The organism is Comamonas sp. A23 (assembly GCF_004522605.1).
GTDB classification, from domain to species: domain Bacteria; phylum Pseudomonadota; class Gammaproteobacteria; order Burkholderiales; family Burkholderiaceae_C; genus Comamonas; species Comamonas thiooxydans.
Window position 1 is genome coordinate 897,076 of record NZ_RSDT01000001.1, and the last position, 14,227, is coordinate 911,302.

9 protein-coding genes are annotated in these 14,227 nt (G+C 55.8%); 3 read left to right on the forward strand and 6 right to left on the reverse strand.

Annotated features, from left to right (window positions below):
• Positions 1-160 precede the first annotated feature (160 nt).
• The gene (locus EIC84_RS04130) at positions 161-1,549 is read left to right on the forward strand and encodes a phosphomannomutase/phosphoglucomutase (RefSeq protein ID WP_004340907.1); all 1,389 of its coding nucleotides are present in this window, start codon (positions 161-163) and stop codon (positions 1,547-1,549) included.
• A gap of 18 nt (positions 1,550-1,567) precedes the next feature.
• Complete coding sequence (locus EIC84_RS04135; protein ID WP_004340909.1) at positions 1,568-2,872, forward strand: 3-deoxy-D-manno-octulosonic acid transferase; 1,305 nt, start codon at positions 1,568-1,570, stop codon at positions 2,870-2,872.
• 80 nt (positions 2,873-2,952) lie between these two features.
• On the opposite strand, the gene EIC84_RS04140 is transcribed toward EIC84_RS04135, so the two are convergent.
• From EIC84_RS04140 to EIC84_RS04160, 5 genes are all read right to left on the reverse strand, one after another.
• Positions 2,953-4,419, reverse strand: a complete 1,467-nt coding sequence (locus EIC84_RS04140; protein ID WP_004340912.1) for a TolC family outer membrane protein — start codon at positions 4,417-4,419, stop codon at positions 2,953-2,955.
• An 82-nt stretch (positions 4,420-4,501) separates the two neighbouring features.
• On the reverse strand, positions 4,502-4,849 hold the full coding sequence (locus tag EIC84_RS04145; protein WP_003079187.1) for a rhodanese-like domain-containing protein: 348 nt from the start codon (positions 4,847-4,849) through the stop codon (positions 4,502-4,504).
• A gap of 117 nt (positions 4,850-4,966) precedes the next feature.
• Positions 4,967-5,677: a protein-L-isoaspartate O-methyltransferase gene (locus tag EIC84_RS04150; protein WP_004340917.1), complete on the reverse strand. Its 711-nt coding sequence runs from the start codon at positions 5,675-5,677 to the stop codon at positions 4,967-4,969.
• A 22-nt stretch (positions 5,678-5,699) separates the two neighbouring features.
• Positions 5,700-8,954, reverse strand: a complete 3,255-nt coding sequence (locus tag EIC84_RS04155) for an efflux RND transporter permease subunit (RefSeq protein ID WP_004340919.1) — start codon at positions 8,952-8,954, stop codon at positions 5,700-5,702.
• The gene (locus tag EIC84_RS04160; RefSeq protein WP_004340922.1) at positions 8,955-10,205 is read right to left on the reverse strand and encodes an efflux RND transporter periplasmic adaptor subunit; all 1,251 of its coding nucleotides are present in this window, start codon (positions 10,203-10,205) and stop codon (positions 8,955-8,957) included.
• 1,184 nt (positions 10,206-11,389) lie between these two features.
• Here EIC84_RS04160 and EIC84_RS04165 point away from each other — a divergent pair.
• Complete coding sequence (locus EIC84_RS04165) at positions 11,390-11,953, forward strand: hypothetical protein (protein WP_131361352.1); 564 nt, start codon at positions 11,390-11,392, stop codon at positions 11,951-11,953.
• A gap of 900 nt (positions 11,954-12,853) precedes the next feature.
• Here EIC84_RS04165 and EIC84_RS04170 read toward each other — a convergent pair.
• Positions 12,854-14,209, reverse strand: a complete 1,356-nt coding sequence (locus EIC84_RS04170) for a site-specific integrase (RefSeq protein WP_004340926.1) — start codon at positions 14,207-14,209, stop codon at positions 12,854-12,856.
• Positions 14,210-14,227: the final 18 nt, after the last annotated feature.

Here is a 14,227-nt window from a genome sequence, read left to right on the forward strand (position 1 = left end):
CCCTCAGGGAAGACTCGAAGCGACTCAGGGGACATTTGAATACAAGGCCTGCGACCATCAAGGCGCAGGCCTTGCTGTTTGCAGCCTAAAATCGCCCGATCGCGCCGCGCAGTCCGCCGCCTGGCGCTATGGAATTGAAAAACTTCGAGAAAGAGCTGTTGTGCAAATTGCATCCTCCATCTTCAAGGCCTATGACATTCGCGGCATCGTGCCGTCGACACTGACTGAAGAAGTCGCCCGTGGCATAGGCCGCGCATTCGGTATGGCAGCGCTGGTAGCCGGCGAAAAAACCGTAGCGGTGGGCCGTGATGGACGTCTGTCGGGTCCCGCGCTGTCGGAGGCATTGATGCAGGGCCTGACCGATGTGGGCGTGAATGTGATCGACATCGGCCTGGCCACCACGCCCATGCTGTACTTTGCGGCCGCGACCTTGTGCACCAGCGGCATTCAGGTGACGGGCAGCCACAACCCCAAGGATTACAACGGCTTCAAGATGGTGCTGGCAGGCCGCGCCATTTATGGCGAGGAAATCCAGGCCCTGCGCGCGCGCATGGAAACCGAGGACTGGACGATTACCGGTGCCGGAACGATCAGCCGCGCCGATGTGCTGGCCGATTACACCGCCCGCATCGTGGGCGACGTGAAGCTGGCGCGGCCCATGAAGATCGTGGTGGACTGCGGTAACGGTGTGGCCGGTGCGTCGGCGCCCGCCATCTTCCGTCAGCTGGGCTGCGAGGTGATTGAGCTGTTCTCTGAAGTCGACGGAAACTTCCCCAATCATCATCCAGACCCCAGCAAGCCCGAGAACCTGCGCGATGTGATCCAGGCCCTGCAGACCAGCGATGCCGAGCTGGGTCTGGCCTTTGACGGTGACGGCGACCGTCTGGGCATTGTGACCAAGGACGGTCAGAACATCTTCCCCGACCGTCAGATGATGCTGTTCGCCAAGGATGTGCTTTCGCGTGTGCCTGGCGGCTCCATCGTGTTCGACGTCAAGTGCACCCAGCGTCTGGCCCCCGAGATCGAAGCTGCAGGCGGCAAGGCCGTGATGTACAAGACCGGCCATTCGCTGGTCAAAGCTCGCATGAAGGAGCTGGGCGCGCCGCTGGGCGGCGAGATGAGTGGCCATATCTTTTTCAAGGAGCGCTGGTACGGCTTTGACGATGGCACCTACGCCGGCTGCCGTCTGCTCGAAATCGTCAGCCGCGAAACCGACCCCAGCGCAGTGCTCAACGCATTGCCCACCAGCTTCTCCACGCCCGAACTCAATGTGGCCTGTGCCGAAGGCGAGCCCCATCGTCTGGCGGCCGAGCTGCAGGCGCTCGCTGCCACGGAGTTTGCCGAACCTGCCCAGGTCAGCACCATTGACGGCCTGCGCGTGGACTGGGCCGACGGCTTCGGCCTGATCCGTGCCAGCAACACCACGCCGGTGCTGGTGCTGCGCTTTGAAGGCCACACACAGCAAGCCTTGCAGCGCATCGAAGCGCAGATGCTGGCCTTGCTCAAACGCGTCAAGCCTGACGCCCAGGTGGGCGCTTCTGCGCACTGAGCGAAGCAGCGCTCAAGCATGGCCAAACCGGCTCCCATGAGCTTTGCCCGTGCGCTGTTCAGTGCGCTGGCCTGGGCGGTGCAGCCGCTGCTGCGGCGCAAGCTGCGGCGCAGAGCGCTGGCTGAGCCGGGCTACGGCGTGGCCGTGCCTGAACGCTTTGGCCATTATCAGCCTGCAGATCTGGGGCGCGATGGACGCGGCCGATGGGTGTGGATTCATTCGGTGTCGCTGGGCGAGACCCGGGCTGCCGCCATTCTGATTAAGGCCTTGCGCGAGCGCATGCCGGCCATGCGTCTGCTGCTGACGCACAGCACAGCGACTGGCCGGGAGGAGGGCGCAAAGCTGTTGCTCCCGGGCGATGTGCAGGTCTGGCTGCCCTGGGACTCCCTGGGCGCCACCAGGCGTTTCGTTGCGCAGTTCCAGCCTGTTGTGGGCGTGCTGATGGAAACCGAGATTTGGCCGAATCTGATTGCGGCTTGTGCCAACACAGGCATTCCTCTGGCCCTGGCCAATGCTCGTCTGAACGAGAAATCCGAAGCTGGTGCTCTTAGAGTCAGGCCTCTGTCTCGCCCTGCATACGCCGCATTGGCTGCTGTCTGGGCGCAGACCGAGGCCGATGCCAAGCGCCTGCGCAATGTAGGCGCCCACGTGGATGCGGTGCTGGGCAATCTCAAATTCGATGTGCAGCCTGATGCCGCCCAGATCGCCCGGGCCGGGCAATGGCGCACTGCGTTGGCGCGCCCCGTGCTGCTGTTTGCCAGCAGCCGCGAGGGCGAGGAAGCGATGTTCATCGATGCGCTCAAGGCCCTGGGCGATGCTGCAACGGCGGCGCAATGGCTGGTCGTTCCGCGTCATCCTCAGCGCTTTGACGAGGTGGAAAGCTTGCTGGGCAAAGCGGGCTTTGCTGTTTCTCGGCGTAGCCAGTGGGGGCAGATGCCTCCTCTGCAGTCCGGCGCGATCTGGCTTGGCGATTCGCTGGGCGAGATGCCCCTGTATTACGGCCTGGCAGCGGCGGCCCTGATGGGCGGGAGCTTTGCGCCGCTGGGCGGGCAGAACCTCATCGAGGCGCTGGCCTGCGATTGTCCCGTGATACTGGGGCCGCATACCTTCAATTTCAGCCAGGCCTCCGAGCAGGCACTGCAAGCCGGCGCAGCCCTGGGCGTGCAGGATATGGGAGCGGGCTTGGGCCAGGCTCTGGATCTGGTGGCCAGGCCCGACCGTCTGCAGGCCGCCGTACAAAGCTGCAGACAGATGGTGCAGGGCAATCGCGGTGCGGCCGCGGCCACGGCCGAGGCGATTCAAGCGTTGATGAATGCTCCTTGATCAGGAGCATATAGCGCCCTGTGGGCAAGGGTTTTAGGTCGATATGATATCGAACCCTGAAATCTGTCTCTCGACCGGTCTTAGCGCTTGAGCGTTCTGGCCGCAGGCCGTGCAGCAGCCATGCTGCCTGTAACGGCTGGCCTTGTTGCCGCAGCCGGGGCAATGCCGGGCGTGCGTGTCAGTGCGTCGATCATGCGCAGATCATCGTCGCTGAGCACGCCTGCGGCCTGGCGCAGCTTGAGCTGGCCTAGCAGCACCTGATAGCGCGCATTGGCCAGATCGCGCTCGGTCTGGTAGACCTGACTCTGGGCATTGAGCACATCGATATTGATGCGCACGCCCACCTCATAACCCATTTTGTTGGCCTCCAGCGCACTCTGGCTGGAGGCGAGAGCCGCTTCCAGCGCCTTGACCTGAGCCTGGCCGGACTGCACGCCGAGGAAGGCGGTGCGCGTGGCCTGCTCCACGTTGCGGCGGGCATCGTCGAGCTGGGCGCTGGCTTTTTCCTCCAGCGCCACGGTCTCCCGGATGCGGTTCTGCACCGCAAAGCCCGCAAACAGCGGCATGTTCATGACCACGCCGATCTGGGCAGCGTTGGTGCGATAGCTCAGGGGAATGGATGGAGTCATGGAGCCGTTGGGATAGCGGTTGACCACATAACCGGCCTGCAGGTCCACGGTGGGCTTGTGGCCGGCCTCGGCCTTCTGCGTGTCCAGCCTGGCAATGTCCAGGGCCAGCTGGGCCTGGCGTAACTGGGGCTGGGCGGCCAGGGCCTTGTCCACCCAGTCTTGCATATTGACGGGCTCCACCCTGGGCAGGGTCAGCGGCGCGGCCAGCGGCGTGGGCTGAATGCCGACGCGGCCCACGAGCTGATCCAGGGCCACGCGCTTGACCTGCAGATCGTTTTGCGCGGCGATTTCCTGGGCTGTGACCAGGTCAAAGCGGGACTGGGCTTCGCGCGAGTCGGTGATGGTGGCCGTGCCGACTTCGAAATTGCGCTTGGCCATCTCGAGCTGGGTGCTGATGGCCTGCTTTTGCGACTGGGCGACCTGAACGCTGTCCTGGGCTGCCAGCACATCGAAATAGGCCTGGGCCACACGCACGATCAGGTTTTGTGCGGCTGCATCCAGCTGAGCCTGGGCCACATCCACGCCGCGCTGCCCCTGCTCGTAGGCAATCTTGTTGGCGGGGCGATACAGCGGCTGCTGGGCGCTGAGCTGCACGTTCTGCTGCGTGTTGTTGAAGCTGCTGGCCATGCCGGGCACGGGCACCGAGGTGTGAATGTCGACATGGGTGCGGTTGGCTCCCGCCGTCAGACCCACGTTGGGCAGCAGCCCGGACAGGGCCTGATCGGCGCGGCTGGCCGCAGCTCTCGCATCGGCTTGCTGAGCCTGCCATGAAGCGTCATAGCCGCGGGCCTGAGCCACCAGCTCCGACAAAGTCTGGGCCTGTGTCTGAGCGCCGGCCCATGCCAGCAAAACTCCCAAGGAAATGGCACGCAGCGCGTGGGCGGAGGGGGCTTGCAGGGGCCTGGGCAGCTTGGTCATAGATGTCAGGGTTGGGCGGTCTCGATCACAACGGAAACTCAACAAAGCTCTGGATTGTCCGAGCAATAGGCCCGGCAATCTTTCAATAACGGGGAACGCCCGGGTCGGCGCTGAGCGACCAGGCGTCAATGCCGCCGGTGATATTGCTGACGTCCTCAAAGCCGTTGTTGAGCAAAAACGCAGCCACGCTCATGCTGCGTGCGCCATGGTGGCACAGGCAGGCGACGGGGTGGTCTGGGTCCAGCTCCTGCAGACGGCCGGGGATGTCGTGCATGGGAATGCAGCGCAACTCGAAGCCCTCACCGGGCTGAATGCTGGCCAGGGTGACTTCCCAGGGTTCGCGCACATCCAGCACCACGGGCTTGACGCCATTCGCGGCATGAGAAGCCAGCCATTGCTGGAACTGGGCGGGCAAGACCTGGGTCAACATAAAAACTCCTGGTGGCCGGCCGTCGAATCTGCGGGCCGGCCCTGACACTGAAAGACAGGCCCTGCTTGCTGCACCGCCGAGTCGCAGCGCAGCAAGCAGGGCGAACGCAACAAGCGTTTAGAACGAGAAGCGCGAAGGCTCTTCAAAACCCACGAGGCGGGTGGCAGCGGTATCCCAGGGTTGCTGGACTTCGAAATTGTTGCCGTTCTTGGTCACCAGCGTGAAGCGCATCACGGGCATGTGACCGACGATGGCGGCAATGCGGCCGCCTTCGTTGAGCTGGGCGTAAAGGGCATCGGGAACCTGGGCCACCGAGCCGCTGAGCACGATCACGTCGAACGCGCCCTGAGCCAGGGACGCGGTGGCACCGTTGGCCAGTTTGACTTCGACATTCTTGACGCCGGCGCTGAGCAGATTCTCACGGGCCATTTCGGCCAGCTCGGGGTCGATCTCCAGCGTCACGACTTCCTTGGCCTGGGCGGCCAGCAGGGCTGCCATATAGCCTGAACCGGTGCCGATCTCGAGCACGCGGTCGGTGGGCTTGATCTTTACGTCTTGCAGCATGCGCGCTTCGATCTTGGGTGCCAGCATGTGCCAGCCTTTGGCGGCAGCTTCTTCGGCCGTGCCCTTCAGGGGGACTTCAATGTCCATATAGGCCATGTTCGCGTATTCAGGCGACACATAGTCTTCACGGTGGACCTTGCCCATCAGCTCCAGCACGGACTCGTCCAGCACGTTCCAGGGGCGGATTTGCTGTTCGATCATGTTGAAACGAGCCTGCGCGTGCACATCGCGCGGGTCCACTTGGGCATTCATTGGCAGGGCCATGGTATCTCCGGGGAAAGACTTATCAGGACAAACCATCGATTCTACGAGCCTCGGAGGCTTCGTGCGGCGGCTCAGCGCTTTTTGAGTGCGCGCCGGACCATTTACGGCGCATCCAGTTGGCGAAATCATCGAGATAGCAGTACACCACAGGCACCACGACCAGGGTCAGCAGCGAGGAAGTGATGACGCCACCGATCACGGCCTGACCCATGGGGGCGCGCTGCTCGGAGCCCTCGGTGACCGCAAAGGCCAGCGGCACCATGCCGAAGATCATGGCCAGCGTGGTCATCAGAATCGGGCGCAGGCGCACCCGGGCCGCCAGCAGCAGCGCTTCGTTGCGCGGCAGGCCCGGCTCGGTCTGGCCGCTGGCCTCGTTGGTACGGGGCTCGCGGGCGCGGATGGCAAAGTCCACCAGAAGAATGGCGTTCTTTGTCACCAGACCCATGAGCATGACCACGCCGATGATGGAAAACATGGACAGGGCCGAGCCGAACATCATCAGGGCCAGCACCACACCGATCAGCGTCAGGGGCAGCGAGGTCATGAGTGCCAGGGGCTGGAGAAAGCTCTTGAACTGGCTGGCCAGAATCATGTAGATGAAGATGATGGCCAGCATCAGCGCGGAAATCGCGTAGCCAAAGGATTCGGCCATGTTCTTTGCCGCGCCGCTGAACTGGTAGCTGTAGCCGGGCGGCATGGGAATGGTGGCCAGCGCCTGCTTGATATCGGCTGTGACCTCGCCCGTGCTGCGCAGATAGACATTGGCGTTGATGGCGACTTCGCGGTTGAGGTTGCGGCGGTTGATCTGGCTGGGGCCGGTGCTGTCCACCACGCTGGCAACCTGGTTGAGGCGCACGATGCGCATGCCGCCATCTCCGGTCGCCAGTGCAAACGGCAGGCGCTCCAGGTCCTGCGGCGTGGTGCGGGCCTCGGGCTCGAGCCGCACGTTCACGTCATAGGTCTGGTCGTCGCTGGCCCGCCAGTTGCCCACGGTCTGGCCGGCCACCCAGGTGCGCAGCGCGCCGGCCATATTGCCTATCGACAGGCCCAGATCGGCCGCGGCATCGCGATGGACCTCGATATTGACCATGGGCTTGTTGGGCTTGAGGCTGGAGTCCAGATCGACCAGGCCCGGGATGTCGGCTATGCGCTCCTGCACGATCTGGCTCAGGCGGCCCAGTTCGTCCAGATCCGGGCCCATGAGCGAGAACTCGACCTGCTTTTGCCCGCCCACGGCCTCGCGCAGGCCTACATGGGTGAGCTTGATGCCTGCAATCGCCTGCAGCCTGGGGCGCAGATAGGCCGAAATCTCGTCCACATTGCGGCTGCGCTGGTGGCGGTCAACCAGGCGCACATAGATATTGGCGTAGTTCTTGCCGTTGGCATTGCCGGTGTTGATGGTGGTCAGCGTGTAGCGCACCTCGGGCAAGGCGCGCAATATGTCCGTCACCTGCCTGGCCTTGATTTCGGTGGCTTCGATCGAGGAGCCCTCGGGGGTGTTGAAGCTGATCGAAGTTTCCGAGAAGTCCGCCTTTGGCACAAATTCGGTGCCGAGCAAGGGTACAAGAGCGATGCTTGCTATGAAAATAATGAAGGCCAGCGCCAGGGTGAGCAGCTTGTGAGCCAGTGACCAGCGCAGTATGCCCTGATAGAAGTCCGAGAGCCGATCGCTCATACGCTCCACCCAGGCCGTCACGCGCCCCAGCGTGCGGTCGTACAGGCTTTTGCTGCCATGTTCGCCATGGGCGTGGATTGCCGGGTCATGCCAGACGCTGGAAAGCATGGGGTCCAGCGTGAAGCTGACGAACATGGAGATCAGCACGGCCGCCACGATGGTGATGCCGAACTCATGGAAGAACTTGCCGATGATGCCGCCCATAAAGCCTATGGGCAGAAATACGGCGACGATGGAAAGCGTGGTGGCGAGCACGGCCAGCCCGATCTCCTGCGTGCCTTCCATGGCTGCCTGATAGGCGTTCTTGCCCATCTGCACATGGCGCACGATGTTCTCGCGCACCACGATGGCATCGTCGATCAGCAAACCCACACACAGCGAGAGTGCCATCAGCGTGACCATATTGATGGAAAAGCCGAACCAGTGCATGAAGAGGAAGGTACCGATCAAGGCAATCGGCAGCGTCAACCCCGTGATTACCGTGGAGCGCCAGGAGTTCAGAAACAGAAAAACGATGAGCACCGTGAGCAAGGCACCCTCGATCAGCGTCTGGCGCACATTGTCCACACCCACGCGGATGGCGCGCGAGTTGTCGGCAATCGCCTGCAGGCGCACGCCGGGCGGCAGCTCGGGGGCGATGGCCTTGATCGCCGCGTTCAGGCCGTCGACCACCTCGATGGTGTTCTCGTCCTGGGCCTTTTGCACGGACATCAGCAGAGTGCGGCTGCCGTTGTACAGCGCCAGGGTCTGCAGCTCCTGCGCATCGTCCTGCACGCGGGCCAACTGGCCGACGCGGATCGGAGCGCCATTGCGGTAGGCCACGATGATGCGGGCGAATTCCTCGGGGCGCTGGATGCGGGCATCGATCTGCACCACGCGTTCCTGGGCCTTGGAGCGGATCGCCCCCACAGGCAGATCCTGGTTCTCGGCACGCACCGCCTGGGCAACCTGCTCGGGGGTGATGGCATAGGCCTCAAGCGCCCGTGGGTCCAGATAGACATTGATCTCGCGCTTGGTGGCTCCGACCATGTTCACTGCGCCCACGCCGCGCACGTTCTCCAGCCGCTTTTTCAGCACCTGGTCGGCCCAGCTCGTCAGCGCAATCGCGTCGGGCGGCGTCACGCTCTGGCCATTGGCTGCGGTCTTGCCGTGCAGGGCATGGGGGTCTGGCAGCACGGCCAGCGACCACACCGCCGTGCTGGCCGGGTCGAAACGGATGACACGCGGTTCCTTGACCTCGTCACGCAGAGTGGGGCGCACCGAGGCGACCTTCTCGCGCACATCGTCGGCAGCGCGGCGGCCGTCTATATGCAGCTGGAACTCGATGATGACGACGCTAGTGCCTTCGTAGCTGCGCGAGGTCAGGGCATTGATGCCCGCGACCGAGTTGACGGCTTCCTCGATCTTCTTGGTGACCTCGCTCTCAACGATCTCCGGCGAGGCTCCTGGATACTCGACCGTGACCACCACCACGGGAAATTCGATGTTCGGGAACTGGTCGACCTTGAGCCGCTGGTAGGAAAAAACGCCCAGCACCACAAAGGCCAGCATGAGCATGGTGGCCAGCACCGGGTTTTTCAGGCTGATGCGCGTGAACCACATTTATCGGCTCCCGCTGCTGACTGGCTCGGCCGATTCTTCGACCAGCGTGCCTTCGCGCAGGCCGCCGGTGCTGCCAGCCAGTATCCGGTCGCCCGCATTCAGGCCCTTGAGGACCTGAACCCAGGTTGCGCCTTCATGGGCGGACTGGCGTCCCAGCTCCACGGTCTTGTGGATCACGCGAAGCTCTGTGCGGTTGGAGATTTCCTGTGCACGCTCCGGTGCGATTGCGGCCACGGCCGGCTTGCCCGCTTGCAGCACTTGCACATAGGGCAGGGGCTTGTCGGTGCGCACGGAGGCCAGAGGCACGGCTAGCTGGCTGGCGTTGCCGGTCAGTATGCTTCCCTGCAGGAACAGCCCGGGGCGTAACTGTGGAATGCGTTGACTGCTATTGTTTTTGGCGGCTTCGTCCTTTTGCACTGCCAGATAGGCCGCCACAGTGCGCGAGCCGGTCTGGGCGCTGGGATTGATGCGCACCACCTTGGCTCTGATGGCCGTCATGTCCTGGGGGGCACCGGGCACTTGCAGCTCGGCCATCTGGCCGACCTGAACCTGTACCGAATCTGCGGGAGCGAGCTGGGCCATGATTTCCAGCTTGTCTGGATCGACGACTTCGACGATGCGCGCTTCCACACCAACGCGCTCGCCGTTCTGGACAAAGCGCTGGGCGATCTGCCCGCTCATGGGGCTGGTGATGACGGCGTCGGTGACGGACTTGCGGGCCGCATCGGCGGCGGCCTGGGCGGCAGCCAGATTGGCGCGGGCCGAATCCAGGTTGGCCTGCGAGGTCTGCAGTGCCGTGGTGGAGATAAAGCCTTTTTGCACCAGGGCCGCATTGTTGTCCTGGTTGCGCTGGGCAATCACCAACTGGGCTCTGGAGGCATCGGCCTGCTGCGTCGCCTGGCGCCAGCGTGCCTCGGCCTCCGTGGCATCAACGCGAGCCAACTGCTGGCCCTTGCTGACGCTATCGCCTTCACGCACCGTCAGGCCGCGCAGTTCGCCCGCGACATAGGCCTTGACCACGGCCGAGTTCACCGCCTGCACCACACCGTTGAGCGGAACGCTCAAGGCAAGCTGAAGGGGCTGGACCGTCAGAACCTCCTGGGCAGCCAGTTGTATGGGCAGCTCCAGCGGCGCCGAGCCGTTGACCACGGCCTGCTTCTTATGCTGCAGATTGACGGCTGCGCGCCAGCCTGTGATGGCCAGCAAGCCGATCAGGGCCAGACTCAAGGCCCAGCGGCCGGAACGCTTCATGGTGTGTATCCCTCTGAGGCAGGTTTCTTCTGTTCTATGCGCCACATGGTAGGTGCGCCGGACACGGCTTGTATTGCAAAGCAGCAAGCAGTGTAGTGGGCGCCCTGCAGCATAGCGGGGCCGCAATCGCTGTCATTGGTGAAAATGGGTAGTTGATTTGAGCTACGCTTGACGCGTCTTAAAAACGAGGAGCCGGTGATGGCAGCGGAAACCATTTATCTGGGCGGAGGTTGCTTCTGGTGTACTAAAGCAATACAGTCAAAAAAATACAATTAAATCAATAGGTTAGAGTTTTGCCAAAAATCATTTGCCAAATTTCTGCCAAATTTGCATGAATTTTAGCTCTTGACAGAACTACAAAACTAGATTATTAGCCACTACCTCGCAAGCTCACGACTAGCGCAGTAGTCGTATGAGTTGCCAGAAAAGTTGCTTTGAGCATCGTTCAATACACAACGAATGCCTTTCAGCAACGAATAGCATCGCTCTGTTATCAGTTGTTGTTAATCTAAATCAACACTGCCAACATCCGTCCATAAATATGCTTTCTCATGCTTTTGAATGTTATTTCATGTTTTGTCGTGCTTTTGCATGCTTTTTCATGTTTCTGTTATTTTTGAGCGATAAATGCGAGAGAAAAGGATATAAAAGAACAAATCGAAAAAGTTTTTTCTAAATGGGCTTTCAGCCCTTTAAATTATTGGTTTTTTCCGCCCATTCTTGCTTTTTCTTTTTAATTTGTTATCTCTATTAAATTGCTCTTACTCAAAAAGTGCTGTTTAACTCTCAAATAATTTTGATTTTGCTACACGTCGCCAAATCAAAATTATTTGACAGTTAATGCTTTTATTCTGTTTTGCTTTTGATTAAGTTTTTCATTTCAGTTTTATAATCTGTTGATTTATTCTGTTTTGCAGTTCTAATCATTAACTCTAGCTTACGCCTCCGTTACTATTAACTTGAAACAAGTTAAAGTAACGGTGTCCTTTTTCAAGGACAATTTTCTTTGCTTTGTGCTTAATGTCAAATTTTGCTTATGTGATAAATCATTTTTCTTTGCTTTTGTACTGAAAATCTTTGCTTTGCTTTGACGATAAAAAAGCCCATTATTTTATAATGGGCTTGATTTTTTAAGATTACCTGTTTTAATGATTATCACTACATAAACAAATAAAGAGGTATCTATGACTACAAATATAATCATTAAAAATGATATTGTCAATCAAAAAGACGAAAAACAGTTAAATTATTTTTCACTCAATAAACGAGTTTTTAATGAACTCATATTAACAAGCAGACCAAAATCTGTCTTATTCCAAATCATTTCTTACCTTGCTTGTAAAGCAACTTACATTAATGGTCTTGTCGGAGTCCATAGCGAAATAACAAAAACAGGTTTGGCAAAGGAACTTGGAATAAACAAAGGGCACATAACAAGTTATTTAGAGCAACTTGCAGATCTAGGCTTTATTCGCATATTTAATACAAGCCCTTTGGTTCTGCAAATACTTGAAATGCCAAAAATACCACAAATAAACAACATTAATGCTTTGTTGCTTTATGTTGATACTAACCCACAGCTATTCAATTTCCAAACAAATTTGAATAGAAAACAAGCCTTTTTTGCTGTTTTTCCCAAAATGCTTGCAACACAGCCTAATGTTGAAATGAAAAAAGCATTAGTTAAAGAGCATAAATACATTGAAAAAGAGCCTGAGAATTTTGACCCATTTGATTTTAATGTTTAAGCACCTACGGGTGCTTTTTTATTGCCATATATAAGCAAAGCAATAAAAAGTCAAGCTGTATAAAACTCACTGAACCCTTTGACTGAACCCTTTTAAGCCTTGAATTAAAAGGCTTTGCGATATGTTCTTGAACCCACTCAATGAACCTGATGATAAACTCATTGAACCCTTTTAAGCCTTTTAAATCAAGGCTTTACGATATGTCATTGAACCCTTTTTTGTATGTTTGATAAAGAATGTCTGACATTTTGCGAGAATAATACATATTATTTAGAATTAGACTAATCATCATCAAAGCAGAATAGAACTCGTAGAGATTTCACGATAGTGAAATAAAAAAGGCACGGCGCGAAAATTTCCACCAAAATAAAAAAGCCACTTAAAAAGTGGCTTTCGTTGTTATAGGACACAGACGAGCTGGTCCAGCTTTCACTATCGTGATACACGCATAGCAAACAGCTTTAAATCGTTTTTGAGCGACTTTCTTGTCCTCGTGCTACCTACCCATTGGCACACTCAAAAAAGTGGCTCAAATCGCATTCTGGACCGTAGGCAATGGGACCAGCTCGTCTGTGTCTCCTAACAGCGAACCAGGCGCGCCCTGGTTCCATAGTCCTGCTTTGGCAGGACCCAGCAAATCAAAAACGACTGAAATTTATTTCAGTCGCTATGTTGCAGGGTTAAAGCCATATACGGCAACGGTTTCAAAGCACTATGAAACAACTTTCAGTGATTAGTGCTTTGAAAAAACAAGAGAGAGAAAAAGAATGAATAAATGATATTGAATGAATGATGAATGAATGCTTGGTGATAGTCTGTGATAAACAATGATAGTGAGTGAATAGGTTAAAGATAAATAATGACAACAAATGAATAGATAAATGATAAAGAACAATTAAATCACTTTTTAGGCAATTTAATAGGACTATATCTTTTGGTCGTTTGCTTATTGTTATGACCAACGGATTTCATAATGCCTGATTGATCGTTAAGTGAAATAGGCGCCATATCTGTCAAATGCTTTTCAAGATTACGGACACTTTCAATGCCTAAAAGCTCACTAATGAGAATTGAGAAATTAGTACCGTCCATTCCTGTAATTTGTCCGATATTGAAAACGAGATTTGAAATCGCCTCACGACGGAAAAAATGGAAATGAAAGCCTTTCTGTTTTAGTCCAATTCGTTCCAGAAATTTATCTACTGAACCAGAAAAACCTAACAAGCTATAAGTAAAAAGACGAGGGTCATTCTCTCTTTTTTGAATACTCTCCAAAATTTCACGAGCTTGCTTTGTAATAATTACTTTACGAGGACTACCTGTTTTTGTTTGATAAAGCTGTATATAGTTGTCGTCTAAATGAACCTGTTCCCATAGCAATGGGACAATTTCACTGCGACGAAAACCACAATAATATGACAGCAGGCATATCTGTTTCATTTCAGGGTTTGGGTAATCATCCAAAGCCTTGAATAAAATCTCTTTGTCTGTATCGCTTAATCTGTACGTGTTTTTTGTTTCTCTGTTTTTCAACAAGTCTTTATCGTACTCAGCGACAGGGTTGGTAATACCCTTAAATTTATGCTCTTGGTGTTTCAAGTTATCAAACAGCTTTTTGATAAATGAAAGCTCACGAGATACAGAGATTTTAGAAACATTACGGTCCATATTTTGTCCGTATCTCGTTTTGGCAGGCGTTGCTAAACGAGTTTTGATATAGTCATTAATCTCAATGTATGTTATTTGCTCTGGCTTAAAATCGCCAAATCGTTTCTTTTCACTATTAGCTAGTGTTTTTTGAGCCATTTGAGACAGCAAGCCACCAGCATTCAATAAAGGCATTGCTATATCATTATGCCTATCTACAATGGCTGTATTTTCAATCGTCTTGAAAAAAGACAGCTTACTAACACGATTACGGCGCTTTAAATCGCTATCAATAATTTCTGGTATATTTTCAGCAATATACTGCTTGATATAGAACGAAATTGGCGGACTAGAAAGCAAATCGGCAATCTTTTTTGCTTTCTCATTTTGCTCAAAATCAATCTTGTTTAGTGTCTGTCTGCCTATGTTTGATTGATAGGTGGCAAGTAAGTCTTTAGCTTGTTCTAATGTGTCGCACAACTCATCTACTTTGACTTGTGCGCCGTTGACTTTCCTATTGATACGCACGCGAAACTTGACTTGTTTTTCTTTGCTTTTAGTCTTGTTTTTCCAGTAAATCTGTGTTATTCCACGAGGCAGTGCAGACATCCGTTAACTCCTTGGGTC